Raw genomic sequence first — 22,610 nt, 5'->3', positions numbered from 1 at the left:
TGAAGTTCTAGTTTTTTCGTAAGTTGAAAAAATATTTTAGTTACGTTAAACTATAATAGTATTCAACAGTTTTGGAGGTAAAATTAATGGGGAAAGATGTTAAAGCAAAGAGTAAGAAAAAATATGATACATTTAGTATAACTATGGAGTTGGAAAAGCCATTACTCTACGATTTAGAGGATGATAAAAATAATAAAAGTAATAAAACTAACAATAATAAAAATGATGGAGATAATGGTATAAAGACTACTATTATGAAAAAAGTCATGATAGGCTTATCAGCAATTCTAGTTATGGCAATTATTGTATTTGTCATATGGGCCAATATTACATATAAACCACAGATGTTAGCTGAAGAAGCTCTAGTCAGTGATAAAAATGTTGAAGTCTCAGTTAACAAATTCATATCATTTTCACCAATAGGAAAGACTCCGACTAAAGGTTTTATATTCTATCCTGGGGCTAAAATTGAACCAGAGGCATATGCACCTCTATGTAAAGCAATAGCCGAAAAAGGATATCAAGTTGTCATCGTTCCAATGCCCCTAAATTTAGCGACATTATCTATAAATAAAGGAGACAAAGTTATAGATAAATACCAGAGCATTGATACTTGGATAGTGGGGGGCCATTCTCTTGGAGGAACTATGGCTGCTAAATTTGCGAAAAATAACAATAATGTAGATGGTGTTGTTCTATTAGCTTCTTATCCAATGGGAGATGAACTTAAGGATTTAGGCAAAGATGTACTTTCAATCTGGGGAAGTAAGGATGGCGTTTTAAATTTTGAAAACTTAATAAACGCGAAAGCAAACCTTCCAGATGACACTACTTATGTAGAGATTGAAGGGGCAAATCACTCTCAATTTGCTGATTATGGTGAACAAAAGGGTGATAATGAAGCTATAGTAAGTCAAGAAAAACAATTAGATATTACTACAAGTAGTATTTTAAAATTTTTAAAAAATATAAAATAAATAAATATGATTCTATTATTTGCTTTTGAGTATAAATATTTATCTTAAAGCAATTAATTTTTTAAAGTAGGTGTGATATGAGAAAATTAGATCAAATATTAGAGTTTAATAAGGATTTTGTAAATAATAAAAAGTATGTAGATTATGCTACTTCAAAAAATCCAAATAAAAAATTATTGGTTTTATCATGTATGGATACAAGACTAACTAGTTTACTACCAGAGGCGATGAATTTAAGAAATGGTGATGCTAAAATTATAAAAAATGCTGGTGCGACTATAACTCACCCATTTGGAAGTATGACTAGAAGTATAATTGTAGCTATCTGTGAATTTGGCGTTGATGAAATAATGGTTGTAGGGCACCACAGTTGCGGAATGTGTAGGGTAGATGTAGATAGCGTTGTAGACAAACTGATTGAAAAAGGTATATCACAAGATGTTATAGACACGCTTTATAATTCTGGGATAAATATTAGAAAGTGGCTTCATGGATTTGACTCAGCAGAAGAATCAGTTGATGATTGTGTCAATCTTATAAAAAATCATCCATTAGTACCTAAAAATGTAGTAGTACATGGACTGCTTATGTCGCCAGAAACTGGTAAAATAGATGTAATAGTAAATGGTTACGAATAAAAAAACAAAAGAATAAAATAATAGAACAATAAAATAACAGGCTAAAAACATCGAATATATATGTTTTTAGCCTGTTATTATTTGTTAGTCAGCTAATAATAAAACGTTTTCTTTTAACATGAAAACTTAAAAAAAGCTAAATTTTAAATTTTTTATTTAAATTAATATAGAAATATTGACGAAATAGTTTAGATAAAGTATAATATCTGTTAGTCGTCTAACTAATATTTGAAAGGAGGGTAAATATGGAATACGAATCAGAAGAAAGTGTAAATACTATTCTTCATAAACTTATCAGAACCCACTTTATAAGATCGCATAATGAACTTGAAAAGCTGGGATTGTACCCAGGTCAACCTCAAATATTATTATCGTTATCTAAAAGGGATGGGCAGAGTCAAAGAGAATTAGCGGAAATAAGAAGTGTAAAACCTTCTACAAATACTGTTATGCTAAACAGAATGGAGAAGGCTGGGTTAATTGAGAAGAGGAAGGACAGCGAAGATCAAAGGATTACGAGAATATTTTTGACAGCAAAAGGATCCGGAGTTTGCCATAAACTCAAAGAGCTGCAAAAAGAGCTAGAGGAAGAGTCATTTAAAGGGTTTAGCAAAGAGGAAAAAATAGTTTTAAAGCGTCTTCTTATACAGATGATTGATAATATAAAACTAGAAAATACAAAAGTAGACTGTAGAGATCTACGTAAATAGTAAGAAAATAAGTATATGAGAGTAAGTAAAAAAGGGTAAGAGAAAGAATGTGAGAAAAGGTAGAAAATAAAAAGTGAATTAATAAAAATAGATAGGCTAAAGAGATAAAAGTTAAAATTTTGAGAGGAAACCGAGTATGTTTAAATTAATCAAATATTTAAAGAAATTTTTTTTATTGATAGTATTAATTGTAATATTGCTAGTAGTTCAAGCTATGTGCGACCTTTCTTTACCAGCGTATACTTCTGATATTGTCAATGTAGGTATACAACAGGGTGGGGTAGTAAATGCAGTACCTGAGGTGATAAGAAAGAGTGAATTAGATAGAATATTGCTTTTTGTAGATTCTAAAGACGAAGATAAGATATTAAATAACTACAAAATAATAGACAAGAAAGATATGTCAGATTCAGAGTACAATGATTTAGAGGATAAGTACCCTAAATTAAAATCCGAAAAACTTTATAAGTTAAACACAGAAAATAAAGTTACTATAGAAAATCTAAACGATATTTTTGCAAAGCCGATGCTTGTAGTATCAACATTTGAAAGCGACAGTAAAGAGACTAAGAAAATAAAAGAAGAAGTGCAAAAAAATATGGAAAAGCAAATGCAGGAGCAGATGAAACAACAGCAAATGCAAGGGAGTCAAGCAAATGTTCCGACTGGGAAAACTCCAGATGCGAAAGATATAGATTTGTTTGAGGTATTTTCGTCAATGCCTAAAGAAAACTTAAAAGAAGTAAACGAAGAGATATACAAAAAAATAGATGATATGCCAGACACAATAGTCGCGCAAAGTGCGGTTAAATTTGTTAAGGCAGAGTACGAAAATGTAGGAATTGATACAGAGAAAACTCAAAACAACTACATACTTAATACAGGTGCTAAGATGATTGGAATAGCACTTATAAGTGTTTTAGCTACAGTTTCAGTAGGGTTTTTAGCAGCTAAGGTTGCGGCTGGAGTCGGTAGAAGACTTAGAGGAGAAGTATTTGATAAAGTAATGCGTTTCTCAAATACAGAGATAAATAAATTCTCGACAGCTTCACTTATAACTCGTAGTACAAACGATATTCAGCAAATACAACTACTTATGGTAATGCTGCTTAGAATAGTATTTTATGCACCGATAATGGGAGTTGGGGGCGTAATTAAAGTCCTTAATACAAATACATCAATGGCTTGGATTATAGCAGTTGCAGTTGTTGCTATGATGTCATTAGTTGTAGTTTTATTTGCACTAGTTATTCCTAAATTTAAACTAGTACAAAAATTAGTTGATAAACTAAACTTAGTTACTCGTGAAATAGTTACAGGTATTCCTGTAATAAGAGCGTTTAGTAACGAAAGATATGAAGAGAACAGATTTGACAAAGCAAATAGAGATCTTACGAAGACGAATTTATTTGTAAATAGAATGATGGTCTGTATGATGCCTTCGATGATGCTTATTATGAACCTTATTACGGTTCTAATAGTGTGGAAGGGGGCTTACGGAATTGATTCAGGTGCCATGCAAGTTGGGGATATGATGGCGTTTATTCAGTATACAATGCAGATAATAATGTCGTTCTTAATGATATCAATGGTATCTGTTATGTTACCGAGAGCGTCAGTATCAGCTAATCGTATAGACGAAGTTCTTACAACTGAGGCAACTATACACAATCCAGAAGTTGCTAAGAAATTTGACGAAAACAAAAAAGGATATGTTGAATTTAAAAATGTGTCATTTAAATTCCCTGATTCTGAAGAATCAATACTAGAGAATATCACATTTACTGCAAAGCCAGGTAAAACTACTGCTTTTATAGGAAGTACTGGTAGTGGTAAGACAACTTTAGTCAACTTAATACCTCGTTTCTACGATGTTACTGAAGGTGAAATACTGGTAGATGGAGTAGATGTAAGGGATGTGTCTCAACACGATTTAAGAGAAAAACTAGGATATGTTCCGCAGAAAGGTGTACTTTTCTCAGGTACAATTGAGTCAAATCTTAAATACGGTAAAGAAGATGCAACTGAAGAAGAAATAGAACTAGCTGCTACAATAGCGCAAGCAACTGAGTTTATAGATACAAAACCGGATAAATATGATACTGAGATATCACAAGGTGGTAAGAACGTATCAGGAGGTCAAAAACAAAGACTTTCAATTGCCAGAGCTATAGCCAAAAATCCGGAAATATATATATTTGACGACAGTTTTTCTGCACTGGATTTAAAAACTGATGCTAAACTTAGAAAAGCCTTAAACAAAGAAGTTAAAGATAGTACTATGCTTATAGTAGCTCAAAGAATCAGTACTATATTACATGCAGAACAAATAATAGTGTTAGATGAAGGAAAGATTGTTGGAAAAGGTACACACAGAGAGCTTCTAAAAAATTGTGAGGTTTATGAGCAAATAGCTTTATCTCAACTTTCAAAGGAGGAGCTGGAAAATGAGTAAACATAATAGACCGAAAAGAGGGCCGATGGGTCCAGGAATGAGTGGTGCTGGAGAGAAAGCATCCGATTTTAAAGGAACGATGAAAAAGCTACTTTCATATATGTCGAAGTACAAAATATCGATAATATTTGTAATAATATTCGCAATAGGAAGTGCGGCGTTTTCAATTGTAGGTCCTAAGATTTTAGGTAAAGCTACTACAAAGATATTTGAAGGTTTAATGAATAAAATTTCAGGTATAAATGGAGCTGGTATTGATTTTGATGGAATTTCAAAAATCTTGCTTACATTAGTAGTACTTTATATTATAAGTTCGATATTCTCATTTGCTCAAGGTTTTATAATGAGCGGTATATCACAAAAACTAACTTATAATTTGAGAAAAGAATTATCTGAAAAGATGAACAGACTTCCTATGAAGTACTTTGATTCAAAAACTCATGGTGAAATTTTATCTAGAGTTACAAATGATATTGATACCCTTAATCAAAGTTTAAACCAAAGTATGACTCAACTTATAACATCTGTTACAACTATGGTAGGGGTACTTATCATGATGTTATCTATAAGTTGGATTATGACAGCTGCTGTATTATTGATTTTACCAGTATCTATGTTGCTAATTTCAGTAATAGTTAAAAGATCACAAAAATACTTTAAATCTCAACAAGAGTATTTGGGTGATGTCAACGGACATGTTGAAGAAGCTTACAGTGGCCAAAATATAGTAAAAGTATTCAACGGTGAAGAATCAAATATTGACGAGTTTAATAAATTAAATGATAAACTGTACAACTCAGCATGGAAATCACAGTTTTTATCTGGGATAATGCAACCGCTGATGGCGTTTATTGGAAACCTAGGATATGTTGTAGTTTCTATACTAGGTGGGTGGTTAGCAATCAAAAAGACTATTGAGGTTGGAGATATACAATCATTTATACAATACGTTAGAAACTTCACTCAACCTATGACACAAATAGCTCAAGTAGCAAATTTACTTCAATCTACTGCTGCTGCTTCAGAAAGAGTATTTGAATTCTTAGAAGAAGATGAAGAGCAACAAATTGCAGAAAATCCTGTATCTATCGATAATATAGAAGGCGAAATAGACTTTAAACATGTAAACTTCGGTTACAAAGAAGATAAAACTGTTATTAACAACTTCAGTGCAAGTATTAAACCAGGACAAAAAATAGCAATAGTTGGACCAACAGGTGCTGGTAAAACTACAATTGTAAAACTTCTTATGAGATTCTACGATATTAACAGCGGTGAAATATTAATCGATGGACACAATATCAAGGATTTCAATAGAGGAGAGCTTAGAGAATTATTTGGAATGGTTCTTCAAGACACTTGGCTATTTAACGGTTCTGTAATGGAAAATATCAGATACGGTAGACTTGATGCAACTGATGAAGAAGTTATAAATGCGGCTAAATCAGCTTATGCTCATAGATTTATCAAGACTCAACCTGATGGTTATAATATGGAATTAAATGAAGATGCGGATAATGTGTCTCAAGGGCAAAAGCAACTTCTTACAATAGCTAGAGCTATACTTGCCGATCCTAAGATACTTATACTAGATGAGGCAACAAGTTCTGTCGATACAAGAACAGAGATACTTATACAAAAGGCTATGGATAATCTTATGGAGGGCAGAACAAGTTTTGTAATAGCACATAGATTATCAACAATTAGAGATGCAGATATGATTCTTGTTATGAATGATGGAGACATAATTGAACAAGGTAGCCACGAGGAGCTTCTTGCTGCTGGTGGATTCTATAAAGATCTTTATAATTCGCAATTTGAAGACGCAATGTAGGTAAGGGTTGGGAGCTAATCGATAAATGTTATATCATTTGTCGATTAGCTCCTTTTATTATTGAGATTTACTCTTGATCCAGTTTTAATTTTTATTTGCAACTTATATTTGTGAATGTTTTATTATTTAGTGACCGAATTCATATATTTAAATAGCTATATTTTGCGAATTTAAATATATGAATTCGGTATATGCAATAATTTTTTTAAATGTTATATTTGATATAAAAGAAATTTATGCTCGCATTTTTGTGTAAAGAATGAGAGATTTGTTTACTCTTGTTATTGTAAAATTAATTTATAAGGAGATATTACTATGGAATGGTTGAAAAAATTTAATGATGCGCTTGACTATATTGAAGTTAATTTAAAGGACGAGATCGAATATGAGAAGGCGGCTAAGATTGCTTGCTGCTCTACTTATCATTTTCAAAGAATGTTCTCTTATATTTCGGGGACACCTATTTCTGAATATATAAGACGTAGAAGACTTACTTTGGCGGCTTTTGATTTGCAGGAAGGGGACAAGGTGATTGATGTTGCTGTGAGATACGGTTATGAGTCGCCCACTTCTTTTAATCGAGCATTTCAAAATATACACGGTATTTCTCCGTCAGCGGCTCAGAAGGAAGGGGCGTATTTAAAGGCTTTTCCACGTATTAGCTTCAAAATTACTATTAAAGGAGAAGCAGAAATGGACTATAGAATAGTTAAAAAGGATGAGTTTAAAGTTGTTGGGTTTAAGGAAAAACTTGATAAGGATGTAGAAGTTAATTTTGAGGTTGTTCCTAAGATGTGGGCAGATGTTGCTCAAAATGGTAAGATTGCAGAGCTAGTTCCTCTTATGAATCAGGAGCCTATGGGAGTTTTGGGGGTTAGTGCCTGTATGGACAATCAGGAAAATTGGGAGTATTTTATCTCTGTTTCCACTGATAAAGAGACTCCAGATGGAATGTATGAGTACAATGTGCCTGCTCATACATGGGCCGTGTTTAGCGGGGAAGGGCCAATGCCAACTGCAATTCAAGATCTTGAGAAGAGAATTGTAACTGAGTGGCTTCCTACCTCAGGTTATGAGTATGGAGATGCTCCCGATATCGAGGTTTATATTAATGCTGATCCACAACACTCTAAGTTTGAAGTATGGGTTCCGATTATAAAGAGATGAGTTAAGTGTAACATTTGAAATTTATATTATTGTAATATTCGTGTATAGATTTTATTGTTTTCTTCTGTAATTTAATTTATTGATTATATGACAATTTGTTATAAAAGAGCTCAATGTATGTTAAAATCTAAATAGACTGTAATTAGGAGGAAAATATGAAAATAAATTGGAATAAAAAATACACTACAATTGCCGTCTACTTATTTTTAGTTGTAATTTGTAGTACAGTGTTTTATTTGATAGCTTCTCAGATGGACTTGTTTAATAGTATGATAAGCAATGCCTTATCGACACTACAGCCATTTATAGTTGGATTTGCACTCGCGTATATTCTTAACTTTATTCTTAGGTTTTATGAAGAAAAGGTGCTTAGCATCGATGGGTTGAAAAAGATGAAGCCAAAGTTAAAAAGGGCATTGGGGATGGTTCTTACATATTTGACGGGAGCGTTGCTTCTGTATCTATTTATCTACTTTGTCTTACCTCAACTAATTGAGAGTATAACTGGTTTGGTCAATGATATACCTAGGTATGTAACTCAGACAACGAAGTTGATTGATGAAATTATGACTAATCTTAATCTTAGCGGGCAGTACTTAGAGTTTGCTACACAAAAGTGGAACGACTTTGTAGAATATGTTATAAACTTTGCTACTGACTTAATTCCTCTTTTTGGGGTAATGCTAAAAGATATTCTTTCTAGTATATGGAATATTGTATTGGGATTAATTATATCGGTTTATCTTCTTATAGATAAAGAGAAATTCTTCGGTCTCAGTAAAAAAATTATATTTGCTTCATTTTCTAAAGAGGTTGCAGATAAAGTTGTAGAGCTTACTCATAGAAGTAATGATACTTTTGGTAAATTCCTAAGTGGAAAGATATTAGATTCATTTATTATAGGTATACTTACATTTATAGTCTTAACTATAGTTAAGATGCCTTATGCGTTGCTTATATCAGTAATTATAGGCGTAACTAATATAATACCATTCTTCGGACCGTTTTTTGGAGCAATACCTTCAATTATCATTGTCATGTTTGTATCGCCAGTTAAAGCTATTTGGCTTATGGTTATAATACTTATAATACAACAGATTGATGGAAATATTATAGGTCCTAAGATACTTGGAGATTCTATAGGTATATCGGCGTTTTGGATACTTTTCTCTCTACTTGTAACGGGAAAACTTTTAGGATTTGTAGGGATGATTATAGGTGTTCCTCTATTTGCAGTAATTTACTCAATAATAAAAGAAATTGTTGAATATAAACTAGAAAAAAGAGGTCTTCCCATAGAGACGGAAGATTATATGTAACGATTTAAATAGCAAAAAGCAGCGACCTTTATGGGGTTGCTGTTTTTTATTTATAATATTATTTTAATTAATAAATACATATTTGTAACTCAATAGTAACAGATTAAAGGTATAATAGTTTGTGATTTAGTAAAACAATTACAATGTCGAGGATGTGAATTTATGAATATACTTATTGCAGATGATGAACCAAGTATGCTTAAAATACTTTCTGCATATTTTAAAAAAGAAAATATGTCTGTATATACTGCAAAGGATGGAGAAGAAGCATTGGATATATTTTTCTCCAATAATATAGATCTAGCAATTCTAGACTGGATGATGCCAAAGCTAGATGGGATTGAAGTATGTAAAGAAATTAAAAAATTTGGAAGTACAAAAGTGCTTATTCTTACAGCTAAAAGTCAAACAGAAGATGAAATAAAAGCTCTTGATATCGGTGCGGATGAGTATATAAGAAAACCTTTTGACCCAAGAATATTAACTTTGAGAGCTAAGAAATTGTTGGGATATAAAGATATACAACATATAAAAGATGTAAAGATAGATATAAAATCAAATAAAGTATATAAAGAAGATATAGAAATCAATATTACCAAAAAAGAGCTTGAATTGCTAATATGCCTATCAAACAATAAAGGTATGATATTATCGAGAGAAAAACTGTTGGATCAAGTATGGGGTTTAGACTATGAGGGAGATTTAAGGACTATTGATACACACATTAGAAGGTTGAGAAGCAAAGTAGGAGAAGGTATAATAAAAACCTATAGAGGTCTTGGGTACAGTGTGGAGGAAGTTGATGACTAAGTTAAGCAAAAAACTTGCAATATGGATATCTCTAGTTGTCTTATTAGGATATATTATATCTATTTCAATTAACAGTATGTATATAGATAGATTTTATTTGCATGAGAAGAAAAATATAATAAATGAGATTGAGGACGAAGTATACAGAACAGATATAAATACATTTATTAAAAATATAAAATCAATTGAAAGCGATAAAAACGCAGCTATTGTGTACATTCCTATAGACAAAAGTTACAAAGACAATGTAGATGATATAAATGAAAACCTTTTGGATGCTTTTTGGAAAAAGGGGATTTCTCTATCTAAATTTTGGTTTGATAAAACATCTATAGATAAACTAGATACTAAAAGCGTGAGCAAAATATATAATCAGGGGCAATCTAAGTACAGTTTGCTTGTTAAATTTATCAAAAAAGAAAATTATATTCTAGCGATATCAACTCCTATTGAGCACTCTCGGGAGACAGTAGGCATTATAAATAAACTTAATATTATTGTAGGTGTAGTATCTGTAATTCTAATCAGTATAGTAGTATTTATCTTGTCAGGGAAGATAATTGAACCTATATATAAATTAAAGATATTATCTCAAGATATTTCCAAATTAAAATTTAGAACAGAAAACATAAAAACCAATGATGAGATTGAAGATCTTGCAGACAGCATAAACATAATGAGTAAGGAGCTAGAGAAAGCGCATAGAGAGTTGAATAAAAAGAATGAAAGCCTGAAAGATTTTATATCGGATACTTCACATGAGATGAAAACGCCTATAGCTTTAATTAAAGCATATGCAGTTGGAATAAAAGATGGATTAGACGATGGGACTTACACAGATACTATCATAGAACAAGCTAATGAAATGTCAAATATGGTAAACACACTTTTGTATTGGGCAAAGTATGAGAATAAAGATATAAATACAGAAAAATTTGATCTAAAATTATTTCTAAGCGACAAGATAAAAAAATATGAACTTCTGATAAAAGAAAGCCATATAAACTTATCAGTTGTTGTCAAAGGAAATAATTTTTTATTAGAGCAGATAAAGATGGAATTGGAGCAGTATTAGATAATCTCTTTACAAATGCTATTAAATATACTAGTGACAAGAAGATAGTTGTAGAAATTAAAGAGCAAAGAAATCAGATAACATTTAAAATCAGAAATGGAATCAGTATAAGTATTAAAAATTTGGATGATATATGGAAACCATTTTACGTTATCGATAAATCGAGAAACAAAGATTTATCTGGAACGGGGCTAGGTCTTAGTATAGTGGACGAAATACTAAAAAAACATAGATTTGAGCACTCTGTTCAGTTAATAAAAGAAGATATAGAATTTTATATTATATTTGATAAATAATGCAGAAAAATATAAAAATTAGTCATATTAACTATGAATTTTAATTGAATTTTACTTTTAATGTAATCTTTTTGTAACAATTCTATTGTACAATTGAGAAAATCGACAATTTGGAGGATGCATTATGAGAGGTAAAAAGTTTATTATTATAATTATAGCCATAGTAATATTGGCTGTTTCATTAGTTAACAAACTATATGTAAAAGAAATCAACAAAAGTCAAATCAACATAAATCAGTATATTGAAAACACAGATACTGTGAGTGGAAATTATAGTCAAGTAAATTGGAAAGAGGTCGCTGCCATACTAGCAGTTTCAAATAAAAATAAGATGAAAGATATAAATGATGTAGAGATACGTGAAATAGCGAATTTATTTTTAGATAAGGATGACAATAATGAGGGATATACTAAGTTATATACTCTAAATGAGGTTATAGGTATTATAGGATTTGATGATAGGGAGAAAAAATTAGCTAATAGGTATCTAGATGATTTAAAAGATTTCGGGACAAAGCCTGAGAGATTACAATCAGATAGTAAATATATGAAATTTATCGATGAGATAAAAGTGGATTCTATTAAAAATTATGAAGAATACGGTATACTTCCATCGATAACTATAGCCCAGGCAATACTCGAATCAAATTGGGGAGAGTCGATTTTATCAAATGACTACAACAATTTATTTGGTATAAAGGCTGATTCAAATTGGAAAGGTCAGTATGTAACTTTGGAAACGCTAGAGCATAAAGACACAATGGTGGACAGTAAGTTTAGAAGATACAATGACAAAGGGAAATCTATAAAAGATCATGCAGAGTTTTTATTTAAAAACAAGAGATATAGAGAAAATGGAGTCTTCAAAACTAATACTTATATATATCAAGCTAGTACCCTTGAAAAAGCAGGTTATAGTACAGCAGTGGATGAAAATGGTAAAAAAGTCTATGCAAAGAGACTTATAGATTTAATTAGACAGTACAATCTACAATTAATAGATAGTGAGGCTCAAACCAATGCATGATTAAAAAATGAATAATATATTTTATTTATTGCAAAATAAAAGCTTTCAACTTTAAATTTAGGGTTGAAAGCTTTTTCAATTTTATTATGATATAAATCAATAAATTAGTAGAAACAACTGATTTATTTGTAGTAAATTAATTGTTTTGTATTATTCACTACAATAAAATAACATTTCACAACAAACATCATTATTATAACTATAATTCATGCTAATATTGTTATACCAATATAATAGATAATGAGGATTATTAGTTTTGCGTAGGATATTAAAATGGAGGATTGTTTCATGAATTTAAAAGAAATTAAAAAAGTAGGGGCATTACTGGTTTCCTGTGCTTTGATTGTTCCCACAATAAATGTAAGCGCATTAGAAGGGGTAAAAATAAATCAAAAATCAAATATAGTAAATTCTATAAATGAACCTTCTGTATTTGATAAAGATTATAATGATAAATCAAATAAAAATAAAAAAATTGTAACGGTGTTAGAGGATATTAAATCGGATAGTGAAGTTATATCGAAAGAAGAAACTGATATTATTGAAATTCCGGATGAGAATCTAAAAGCAAGATTAAAAAAAGAGTTAGGAATTACAGAAGATAGCGAAATAACTAAAACAAAATTAGAAACTATACAATCTTTAGATCTTAGTAAGTCTGGGGTGACAAATTTAGAAGGATTACAGGAAGCAATTAGTATGACCAGATTAAACCTTTCGGAGAATAATTTAAATGATTTTGATGTATTAAATATCTTAGTTGGAAAAATATATTTGCAAGAGATAGATTTATCAAAAAATAACATAACAATGGTAGAGAGTATTCCATTAGATGTAAGCACATTAGACTTATCAAATAACGGAATAACTGAAATTTCAAGTAGTTCAGATATTTTATCTATTAGCGATTTGAATTTATCCCATAATCAGATAGATGATGTGAGTTGGTTAAAACAATACAATGGTAGTATCTTAGATTTATCATTTAATCTAATTACGGGTGAAAATATTGTAATTAACGAATTAAAAGCGAGTTTAGATAGTTGGAATTTATCTAATAATCAAATAAAAGATTTAAGTTGGTTAAATCAAGTTAACAATATTGATAAGTTAGACTTATCATATAATGGAATAGAAGATACTGAATTAATGACCAATAGCATTGAAGGTAGCTATATAAATCATTTAGATCTTTCTAATAATAAAATTGAAAATTTAACTTGGATAGAACATTTTATAAAAATATATACACTAGACGTATCTGATAATGTACTAACAGATGTTGTAATTGAAAATACTAGTGATAAATATACTAACATTAATACATTATATTTATCAAATACTAAAATAAGTGATTTATCTTGGTTAAGCAATTTTACTAACTTAAATAACTTAGATATATCAAATAATGGAATCCAAGATGATAATATAATAAGTCTTGATAATATTGAAAGTATATCTCAACTTAATATATCTTATAATGAACTAAAAAAATTAGATTGGGTAGCGCGCTTTCCAAGACTATATCATTTATATTCGACTAATAATAAAATAAATGACATAAGCTATATTAAAAAGACAGAACAATCGTTATATGTCTTAGATCTTTCAAATAATGAGTTAGAAGATGTAAGCCCATTGACTTCTAAAGAGTCCTTTTATTATCAAAGTTTAGATTTAAGTGGCAATAAAATAGCTGATATATCATCTTTAAAAAAGCTATTATTGAACAATCCTGGATACTATGGTGGGATAAAGATAAAAAATCAACGAATCGATTTAGCTAAAAAAAATATATCGAAAAATTTAGAAATTGATAATATGATAAAATTTTGGAATGGAAATATAGATAATATATCTCCTATAAGTGATGGTGGTATATATAAAGATGGTAAAATAGTGTGGGACAATTTAAACGATCAGAAGGAAGTAAGTTTTGGGTTCAGTAAGACGTTAAAATATGATTACAGTCATTATGGATATATTGAGTTTTCGGGTAAAGTAATTCAGCCACTAACTGTAAAAGAAATCCCAGGAGGAGGTGGGAATGGGGGAGGAAATGGGGAAAAACCAGATCCATTGCCACCAGCACCACCGACGGGTGAAATCACAGGAGAAGATAGATATGATACAGCAGGAGACATAAGTAAAGATTGGGACAAAGCAGAATATGTGGTACTAGCAAATGGGTCTTCGATTGTTGATGCAATGACAGCGACTCCTTTTGCATATGCAAAAAATGCTCCAATTTTGCTAACTGAAAGAGATACTTTAAATGTTATAAGTAAAAGTGAGTTAAAGAGATTAGAAACAAAAACTGTTTACTTAATTGGTGGAGAAAATACGTTAGCACAAAATGTTAAAAAACAACTAGTTGATATGGGAATAAAAGTAGAGAGAATACATGGAGAAGATAGATTTGGGACTAGTATAGAATTAGCGAAGAAGATTGATGGATTAAAAGATATTACAGAAATAGCATTAGTAAATGGTGAAAAATCCATAGCGGATGCAGTGAGTGTTGGAGCAGCAGCAGCTGAAAGAAATATTCCGATTCTATTATCTAACAATAAAAATCAAATACCTAAAGGTAAAGACTTTATAGATAGTGAAGGTATAAGCAAGTCATATATTATAGGTGGAGAAAATTCAGTTGGAAAAGAGTTAGAGAGCCAAGTTCCAAATATACAAAGATTATCTGGTTATGACAGAAATGAAACTAACGCAAAAATAATAGAGCACTTCTATCCAAGTAAAGAACTTGAAAATATGTATGTTGTAAAAGATGGGACATTAAGACAAGACGATTTAATAGATGCCTTAGCCGTTGGAGTATTAGCAGCAAAAAATCGATCGCCAGTATTAACAGTTTCTCAGAAACTCAGTCCTACTCAGAAATCAGTTTTAGCAACTAAGAAATTTGTAACGGTAACTAAAGTAGGTGGAAATGGTAATGAGAATGCTTACAATGAGTTAAAGACTTTATTATATATATAATAATTAATAAAAAAGATCTACAAGAAATATTTAATATTTACTGTAGATCTTTTTTTGATCTATCATAAATAGATATAGCATTTACGAGTACTTACTTATGCCAAGCAATTTCATACTCCGAATATACAGAATTGTTCTGTTTAGATGTTACAATAAATCCGCATCTCATGTAAAAACCAACTGTAATGTCAAAATCAATATTACATAAGTTGTTGTAGAATAATAAAATAAAAATCGATAGATACCAAAATTGTAACGTTCATGTAACAAGCATTAGTTATTCTATATCAGGAGGTGGAAATATGAAAAAAACAATAGTTATTTTAACAAGTCTACTAGTAATTGTCAGTATGGCATCAGGATGTAGCAATAAAGCGTCTAACTCAGAAAGTACAAATTTATATGCTAAAGTAGAAAATATGGATTTCGATTTTGAAGTAAAGCCAGAAACTTTTGAGGTTAGTTTAGATTCTAACGGAAGAAAAGAATTATTATCAAGTCCAAGTGAAAAAAGAAAGGTATCGAACTTAAAAAAATCAAAAGATTTTATTTCGTGGACTTATCCTGACGAAAGTATCGACATAGAAATAAAAAAAGTAGATAAATACTTAGATATAAATATCAAGTCTACTAAAGATGGAGAGGCAGCATTTAAGTGGCCAAACGTTGAGGGTGAAAACTATGTACTTCCTATTGATGAAGGAAAGTTTATACCTAGTGATAATAAGGATTGGATAGAATTTTTAAATGGTCAAAAATACGATCCAATTGAGTCGTTTTCAATGCAGTTTTTTTCTGTAGAGAAGAAAGATTATTCACTAACTTATATTATGGAAAATAAATACAATAATGAAATAAAATTTAAAGCAGATGACAAAATAAACTTTACTTTTACTCATGAATATCCTAGTGTAAATAAAAATAGAGAATATGGATTTAGAATTTATATGACGGATAAAAATGTTGTAGATGCTGCAAAAACATATAAAAATTACGTCGTAGAAAAAGGAGAATTTAAAACTCTAGAAGAGAAGTCTAAGACAAATAAAAATATAGAGAAGCTGTACGGAGCACCTCATATATATTTCTGGGGTGAATCGGCTATATCTGATGATGACATAGTATGGAGCAACCTTAAAAATGAAATGTCAGAAGCTTTAATAAAAAAAATAAGTGATATATTAGAAGCTCAAGAAGATGGCAAGGAGTTAATCGCTGTATTTAATCAAATAAAGTCACAAGACTATATAGATAAATATCAAAAAAATCAAATAGTTAGATCTTTAAATATAGCCCTTATATCGGACAAGTTATACGATAAAGATGTTTTCAAATCAATCAATAGCAAAACTGATAAAGAAATCGCTGAAAAATCAAATAAATTAGCAAAAACAGAATTAGTTGATTTAAATAAAAAAGTATTGAAGTCAGAATTAAAAAATTCTACAAAAGATGTAAAGGAATGGGGTAGAAACAATACAACAGACTTAGTAGAAAATATATATAAATCTGGAATTAAAAATGCGTGGATAGGTTTTGATGATATTGATGCAAATTACGTATCAAAAGATTTAGTAAAGAAAGCAAGTGATTTAGGTTACTTAGTAGCCCCTTATGATTCATACCATTCAATTCACAAACCAGGAGAAGAGAAGTGGGGTACAGCGTCTTTTAAAGACAAGTCACTGTATGAGAGCGCAACAATAGAAAATAAAAAAGGTGAAAAGGAAGTTGGGTTCCAAGGAGAAGGAAGAAAGCTAAATCCTACATTATCTATGCCTAGTGTAAAAGAGAGAGTTGCAAGTATTTTAAAGGAAGGATACAATTTTAATTCGTGGTTTATAGACTGTGATGCTACAGGTGAAATATACGATGACTATTCTAAAAATCACACAACTACTAAAGAGCAAGATTTGAATGCAAGACTAAAAAGAATGTCTTATATAAGAGATGATAAAAATATGGTTATAGGTTCTGAGGGCGGAAATGATTTTGCGAGTACTACGATAGCTTTTGCTCATGGCATTGAAACTCCAGCATTTTCATGGGTTGATCCAGATATGAGTAAAAATAAAGAAAGTGAGTACTATGTTGGTAGATATTACTCGGCTTCAGGAGGAGTTCCTGATGTATTTGCTAAACAGATACCAATGAAAGATAAATATAAAAAAGTATTTATTGATCCAGATTACTCAATTCCTTTATATAAATTAGTTTACAATAATTCTGTTATATCAACTCATCAGTGGTTATGGGGGACTTTTAAGGTAGAAGATGAAGTAGGATCTAGAATGATGAAGGAAGTTTTATATAATGTACCTTCTATGTATCATATTGATCGAGCTGAGTGGAATAAACATAGAGATGAAATAATATCTCATAACAATGTGTGGTCTGAATTTAGCAAGAAGGCAATTAAAGAAGAAATGTTAGATTTTAGAATTTTATCAGCAGATCGACTAGTGCAAGAGACTGTATACGGCAAGGATCTAAGGGTAATTGCTAATTTCTCAGATAAAGATTATAAAAAAGATGGGAACGTTGTAAAGGCAAATTCTTTAGTGATTTATGATGGAAACAAGAAAATTGCGTATAAACCTGAATAGATCAGTAATTACTAATGTAGTACCATAAATAAAAACAGATACAGTTAGAACAAACTAAAATACTTTTTACAGTATACAAGACGTTCTATCCTGTATCTATTTTTCATTTATTCCATCTTTCTTTTAATATTCATATCCATATCAACTAAATAGATCAACTATCTCTTTATCAGTCAAATTCTTAAGAATATTCTCATTAGCAAGACTGCCATTGACAAACTGTGAAATAAGATCCTTCTTATTTTCCTGAAGTTTAAGAATCTTTTCCTCAATAGTACCTTTTGCTATTAGTTTAATAACCTGAACCGTGTTTTTCTGACCAAATCTATGGGCACGATCAGTCGCTTGATCTTCCACTGAAGGATTCCACCATGGATCAAAGTGAATTACTGTATCGGCGCTAGTTAAATTCAGCCCAATACCTCCAGCTTTCAGAGAAATTAAGAATACTCTCTTTTCTTTTTCCCCATTAAATTCGTCTACTAAATCAAGTCTATCTTTTGCTTTAGTGCTACCGTCAATATATGAGTAATTGACTTTGTTTTTATCTAGCTCTGATGCAAGCTTCTTTAACACCGTTGTAAATTGAGAGAATAGCAAGACCTTATGGTCATTCTCAATACTTTCTTCAACTATCCTTATACAAGTGTTTACTTTCGAGCTAGGATGATTGTATCCCTCAACAACTATGCTAGGATCTAGACAAAGTTGTCTTAATCTAGTTAAGTATGAGAATATCACAATTTTGTCGTTTTTAAGATCTCTTCCCATTAATTTTTTCTGAACTTCATTTGCATATGAGCTGTATATGTTTCTCTCGTCCTTATTTAGCTCTACAAAGTAGTTCTTTTCAATTTTATCAGGTAGTTCTGTCATAACCTGTTTTTTAGTTCTACGAAGCATAAAAGGTTTTATGAGTAACTTTAGATTTTGTAAATTAGCTTCCTTTTTTAAATACACATTTTGAAACTTCTTTTTATTAAATAAATATCCAGGCATTATAAAGTCAAATATAGACCACAGTTCAACGAGATTATTCTCTATTGGTGTACCTGTTAAGGCAAATCTACAGTTGGCATTGACTGATTTAATGGCCTTTGTTACTTGGGCTGTAGGGTTTTTTATATTTTGCGCCTCATCAATAATACAGTAATCAAAGTTGATATCCTGATACAATTCAATATCGTTTTTAAATGTTCCGTATGTTGTTATAATAATATCGTATTTATCATAATCTTCTATAAGATTTTTTCTGTCATTTTTATCTCCGTGTACTATCTGTACATTTAGAGTTGGTGCAAATTTTTCAAACTCGCTTTTCCAATTGTAGATAACTGAAGTAGGAGTTACAACAATACTTTTTTTGTTCTTTTGCGCAAGTAGAAATGCTATTGTCTGCAATGTCTTACCAAGTCCCATTTCATCTGCAAGAATCCCGCCAAAGTTGTAGTTATCTAATATTTTAAACCAATTAAATCCGCTTTCTTGATAACATCTTAGATCAGCTTTTAATTCCTCTGGGATTGTGAAATCGAGATTATCTATGTTTTTGAAGCCGCTGCAAATATTTTCTACAATCTCTTTACCTTCAATGAAGTCCAAGCCTTTGTCCTTAATATACTCATCCATATAAAGAGCTTTATTATTAGGAATTCTGTAGCTTGTTTCTTTTCCTTCAAATCCTAGGTTTTCTATAAAATCTAAAAAGTCTTTTGTTTTATCTTCTCTTAAATCCATAAAGCTGCCATCTTTTAACTTGTAGAAAGTCCTACTTTCTTTAAAAGCAGTCATTATATCATCGTACTCATTAAAGTCAATATCGGCAATATTAAAACTAAAGTCTATGTAACTACCGATTTTTTCATCTATAAATGCCTTTATAGAACCCGATTTATAGATTTTATTGCCTTTAAATTTATCTGAGTAGTATATATCGCCCAAATTTTTTAATTCTTCAAGTTCTACATCTAGAAATTCAAATAAATCCTCGTCTGTTCCAGCAAATAGAAAGGCATTACTCTTTTCTATGAAATTGTATCCAAGAAGTTCGAGTTTAATTTGGTTTTCCTTTTCAATATCGGGGACTATAAATTTATCTTCATCATCAGCATCTGCATAAACAAACTTTAGATCACACGTAACCTGTGAGCCTTTGATATCGAAATAAAGCTCCGTTTTAAAAGATGTAATTATATTATCTTCAATTTCTTTGTCTAGGTAGACATTATCTGTAATTGATTTGATCTTTGGAAGCATAAAATTTAGAACGTCTTTGACATCTTCTCTTTGAAATTCAACAGTGTTATTTTCGTTAAGTGTCTCATAAAGTTGTCCATAGTAATTAGAATCATCATTATTTAGTATATAGATATCACCTTGATACAAAATTATGTCGTTCTTTTTCGTTATAGGGATAGGCAGAGAGTCCTGAGCCGTAAGCGATACACCATCATTTGTTTTTATAAATTCAAATTCTATAGGCAAAGGTCCTGCTATAATTTTAGGTCTATATTTATTTTTTGCATAAACTAAGGAGAAGTCTTTCTCAGTTAATAACTCCATAAATGGTTTAAGTGAGCTAACATTTAACTCTAAATATTTCTTAGTATTTGAGGAAAGAGAGTACGATGGAAGATTGTTTCCGTATCCTTCCAATACCTCTACAATTTTCTCATCTTTTTCAGTAAAATACTGGCTGTTAGGATCGTATGTAAAATTCACACCGTATTCTAATTTTTTATTGTTAACCCTTGCATTAGCGAATTCCTTAATACTTTTAATTATATACATCCTATCAAGACCGATTTTAAATTCAGCATACATTCTTCCAGGAATAATATTTATTTCAACATCTAGATTTACCTGTTCTTTACTTGCATTTTTAAAATAGTGAAGTAGCTTTTTGTCTGGCGTTGAGACTACAGTTTTAGAAATATGACTAGCTATTATAGCATCAGAGAAACCTTTATTTAAGTATTCTTCACTTTCTACTTTATCTATCCCCTTTAAGGCAGTTGCTACTAAATGTTTGCATAAAAAATTATTGTCAGTTTTATAATTTGATTTAAAATCCTGACAAGTACAGTACGCATTATCTAATTCGTTATCTTCAAAATCTATATATAGAGTATTTGGATATACCTCATTGTTGTATTCAGACTCTACAACACTCTGAAATTCTAAGTAATTTTCGTGGATTCTCACATCTACTGAATCTATCAATTGCTTATCAAAATACTTTAAACCTCTTAACCATCTTGAAGGAAGTGAAATTTTTTTAATTAAGCTATAAATTTTTCCAGTTACCATTTTATCACCTCTTCTTTTAAACTATAACTTATATTATAATCCAAATAGATTTAATTTACACGACTTATAGCTTTATTTTTACAAAGTAACGACTATAGATATTTTAGATTGGCTTTATCAGTTAATTCTATAGGTAATATCCTCAAAAAACTATATAATTAAATCGATGCTAAATAATAGTTTATACAGAAAGGGTAGTTATTATGATTAATAAGAGTTTAATTAAATCTAAAATACCTTGTGAAGAAACGGTAGCTCTAGGAATTAAACTCAACTAAAATATACTATAAATAGTGCAACATAGTATAAATAAAGAAATATTCGGATATAAGAATTAGCAATAGTGGCTGTTTTTTCTATAGAAAAGAGCAATTAGTTATTTCTATATAAAAGATATATAATTAAATATATATTTAGATGATAAATGCAGTTTTAAATTGTTAACCTCTAAGTTTAATATAAATCAATAAAACTCACTAGTTAACACAAGTTAGTGCCTTGTATACCTAGTGAGTTTTATTGATTTAACTTTTATTTATTAACTGTAACGAGACAATAAGTTCACTATAGATACTATGAGGTCTGTCAGCTTATAAGAATTACTAAGAAGGTCTACTGTCCTATAAAAATCATCATCTAGGATCTCTAAAGCTTTTACGTTATTCGGTAAGTTACTTATCATCATCTTTGGAGCAATAGACACTCCCATATCACTCTCTACAAAAGAGAGAATCGGTTCATTTTGAGAAACCTCTATAAATGAATTTGGACAATAGCTATATTTTTTTAGTAACTTATCAAAAGATATTCTAATATCACAATTTACGTCTGGTAAAATAAGCGGAGTATCCATAAGTTCATGAATAGTCGTAACGTTTTTCTCTGAGAAAGGAGAGTTTTTAGGTGCTATTGCATAATACGGTTCTTTTATCAGACAAATAGATCCCTGCTTTAGATCCTGAGCAAATCCAATATCGTATTCATCCATATAAAATTGTTCCTTTATAATTTTACTTTCAGCAATTATAAAGACTTCATAGTGGTAGCCAAGCAAACTCATCTCCTTTAGAATTGGAGGTAAGAGATTGTCAGCGATACTTGGGAGAGCTGCAATACGAACAGTATCTCGCATTTCTTCACCTAAAAAATGATCTTCTAGGGACGATATTTGATTTAATATTACTTCAGAGTTTTCAATAAAGTGCGTATCTTCTTTAGACGATTTATCCATACTAGTGAATTTAGACTGTGATCTTACATATTCTGATTGATATAGATTCATTTGCATTTACTCCTATATATAAATTTTTTCTTAAAAACTTAAAACATAATCGATAGAAAGAGGACAATTGTTCCTTATAAGGATATTTTACACTATTAACACTATTGT

15 protein-coding genes are annotated in these 22,610 nt (G+C 30.3%); 13 read left to right on the top strand and 2 right to left on the bottom strand.

Translation table 11 applies throughout. From position 1 onward, the window contains the following. The first annotated feature begins 86 nt into the window (after nt 1-86). The 13 genes from T473_RS0105955 (at nt 87) to T473_RS0105900 (ending at nt 17,911) form a co-directional block, all read left to right on the top strand. On the top strand, nt 87-977 hold the full coding sequence (locus T473_RS0105955; RefSeq protein WP_024621079.1) for an alpha/beta hydrolase: 891 nt from the start codon (nt 87-89) through the stop codon (nt 975-977). A gap of 77 nt (nt 978-1,054) precedes the next feature. After that, a complete protein-coding gene (locus T473_RS0105950; protein WP_024621078.1) occupies nt 1,055-1,615 on the top strand; it encodes a beta-class carbonic anhydrase in 561 nt (186 codons plus the stop codon). Between the two features lie 245 nt (nt 1,616-1,860). Next, nucleotides 1,861-2,325, top strand: a complete 465-nt coding sequence (locus T473_RS0105945) for a MarR family winged helix-turn-helix transcriptional regulator (protein WP_024621077.1) — start codon at nt 1,861-1,863, stop codon at nt 2,323-2,325. A gap of 136 nt (nt 2,326-2,461) precedes the next feature. Next, nucleotides 2,462-4,780: an ABC transporter ATP-binding protein gene (locus T473_RS0105940; protein ID WP_024621076.1), complete on the top strand. Its 2,319-nt coding sequence runs from the start codon at nt 2,462-2,464 to the stop codon at nt 4,778-4,780. Then, nucleotides 4,773-6,614, top strand: coding sequence for an ABC transporter ATP-binding protein (locus T473_RS0105935; RefSeq protein WP_024621075.1), 1,842 nt, complete (start codon nt 4,773-4,775; stop codon nt 6,612-6,614). Before T473_RS0105940 ends, T473_RS0105935 begins: the two co-directional genes overlap by 8 nt. 315 nt (nt 6,615-6,929) lie before the next feature. Continuing rightward, on the top strand, nt 6,930-7,781 hold the full coding sequence (locus T473_RS0105930) for an AraC family transcriptional regulator (RefSeq protein ID WP_024621074.1): 852 nt from the start codon (nt 6,930-6,932) through the stop codon (nt 7,779-7,781). 155 nt (nt 7,782-7,936) lie between these two features. Further along, entirely contained in the window at nt 7,937-9,100 is a 1,164-nt protein-coding gene (locus T473_RS0105925) for an AI-2E family transporter (protein WP_024621073.1), read from the top strand. Between the two features lie 162 nt (nt 9,101-9,262). Then, nucleotides 9,263-9,910 (top strand): response regulator transcription factor, encoded by a 648-nt coding sequence (locus tag T473_RS0105920; RefSeq protein WP_024621072.1) that lies wholly within the window; start codon nt 9,263-9,265, stop codon nt 9,908-9,910. Beyond that, nucleotides 9,903-10,985, top strand: coding sequence for a sensor histidine kinase (locus T473_RS16330; RefSeq protein ID WP_242825870.1), 1,083 nt, complete (start codon nt 9,903-9,905; stop codon nt 10,983-10,985). Before T473_RS0105920 ends, T473_RS16330 begins: the two co-directional genes overlap by 8 nt. After that, nucleotides 10,949-11,281: a HAMP domain-containing sensor histidine kinase gene (locus T473_RS19050; protein WP_330369402.1), complete on the top strand. Its 333-nt coding sequence runs from the start codon at nt 10,949-10,951 to the stop codon at nt 11,279-11,281. The genes T473_RS16330 and T473_RS19050 overlap by 37 nt, the downstream gene beginning before the upstream one ends. 124 nt (nt 11,282-11,405) lie before the next feature. Then, nucleotides 11,406-12,308: a glycoside hydrolase family 73 protein gene (locus T473_RS0105910; RefSeq protein WP_024621071.1), complete on the top strand. Its 903-nt coding sequence runs from the start codon at nt 11,406-11,408 to the stop codon at nt 12,306-12,308. A gap of 288 nt (nt 12,309-12,596) precedes the next feature. Then, nucleotides 12,597-15,305 (top strand): cell wall-binding repeat-containing protein, encoded by a 2,709-nt coding sequence (locus T473_RS17200; protein ID WP_024621070.1) that lies wholly within the window; start codon nt 12,597-12,599, stop codon nt 15,303-15,305. 302 nt (nt 15,306-15,607) lie between these two features. Further along, the gene (locus tag T473_RS0105900) at nt 15,608-17,911 is read left to right on the top strand and encodes a glycoside hydrolase (RefSeq protein WP_024621069.1); all 2,304 of its coding nucleotides are present in this window, start codon (nt 15,608-15,610) and stop codon (nt 17,909-17,911) included. A 141-nt stretch (nt 17,912-18,052) separates the two neighbouring features. Here T473_RS0105900 and T473_RS0105895 read toward each other — a convergent pair whose 3' ends face one another. Then, entirely contained in the window at nt 18,053-21,220 is a 3,168-nt protein-coding gene (locus T473_RS0105895) for a DEAD/DEAH box helicase (RefSeq protein ID WP_024621068.1), read from the bottom strand. A 538-nt stretch (nt 21,221-21,758) separates the two neighbouring features. Beyond that, a complete protein-coding gene (locus T473_RS0105890; protein ID WP_024621067.1) occupies nt 21,759-22,502 on the bottom strand; it encodes a LysR family transcriptional regulator substrate-binding protein in 744 nt (247 codons plus the stop codon). Nucleotides 22,503-22,610 lie beyond the last annotated feature (108 nt).

The sequence above is a fragment of the Clostridioides mangenotii TR genome (genome assembly GCF_000498755.1).
GTDB lineage: Bacteria > Bacillota > Clostridia > Peptostreptococcales > Peptostreptococcaceae > Metaclostridioides > Metaclostridioides mangenotii_A.
This window is presented reverse-complemented; position numbering and strand designations above follow the sequence as displayed.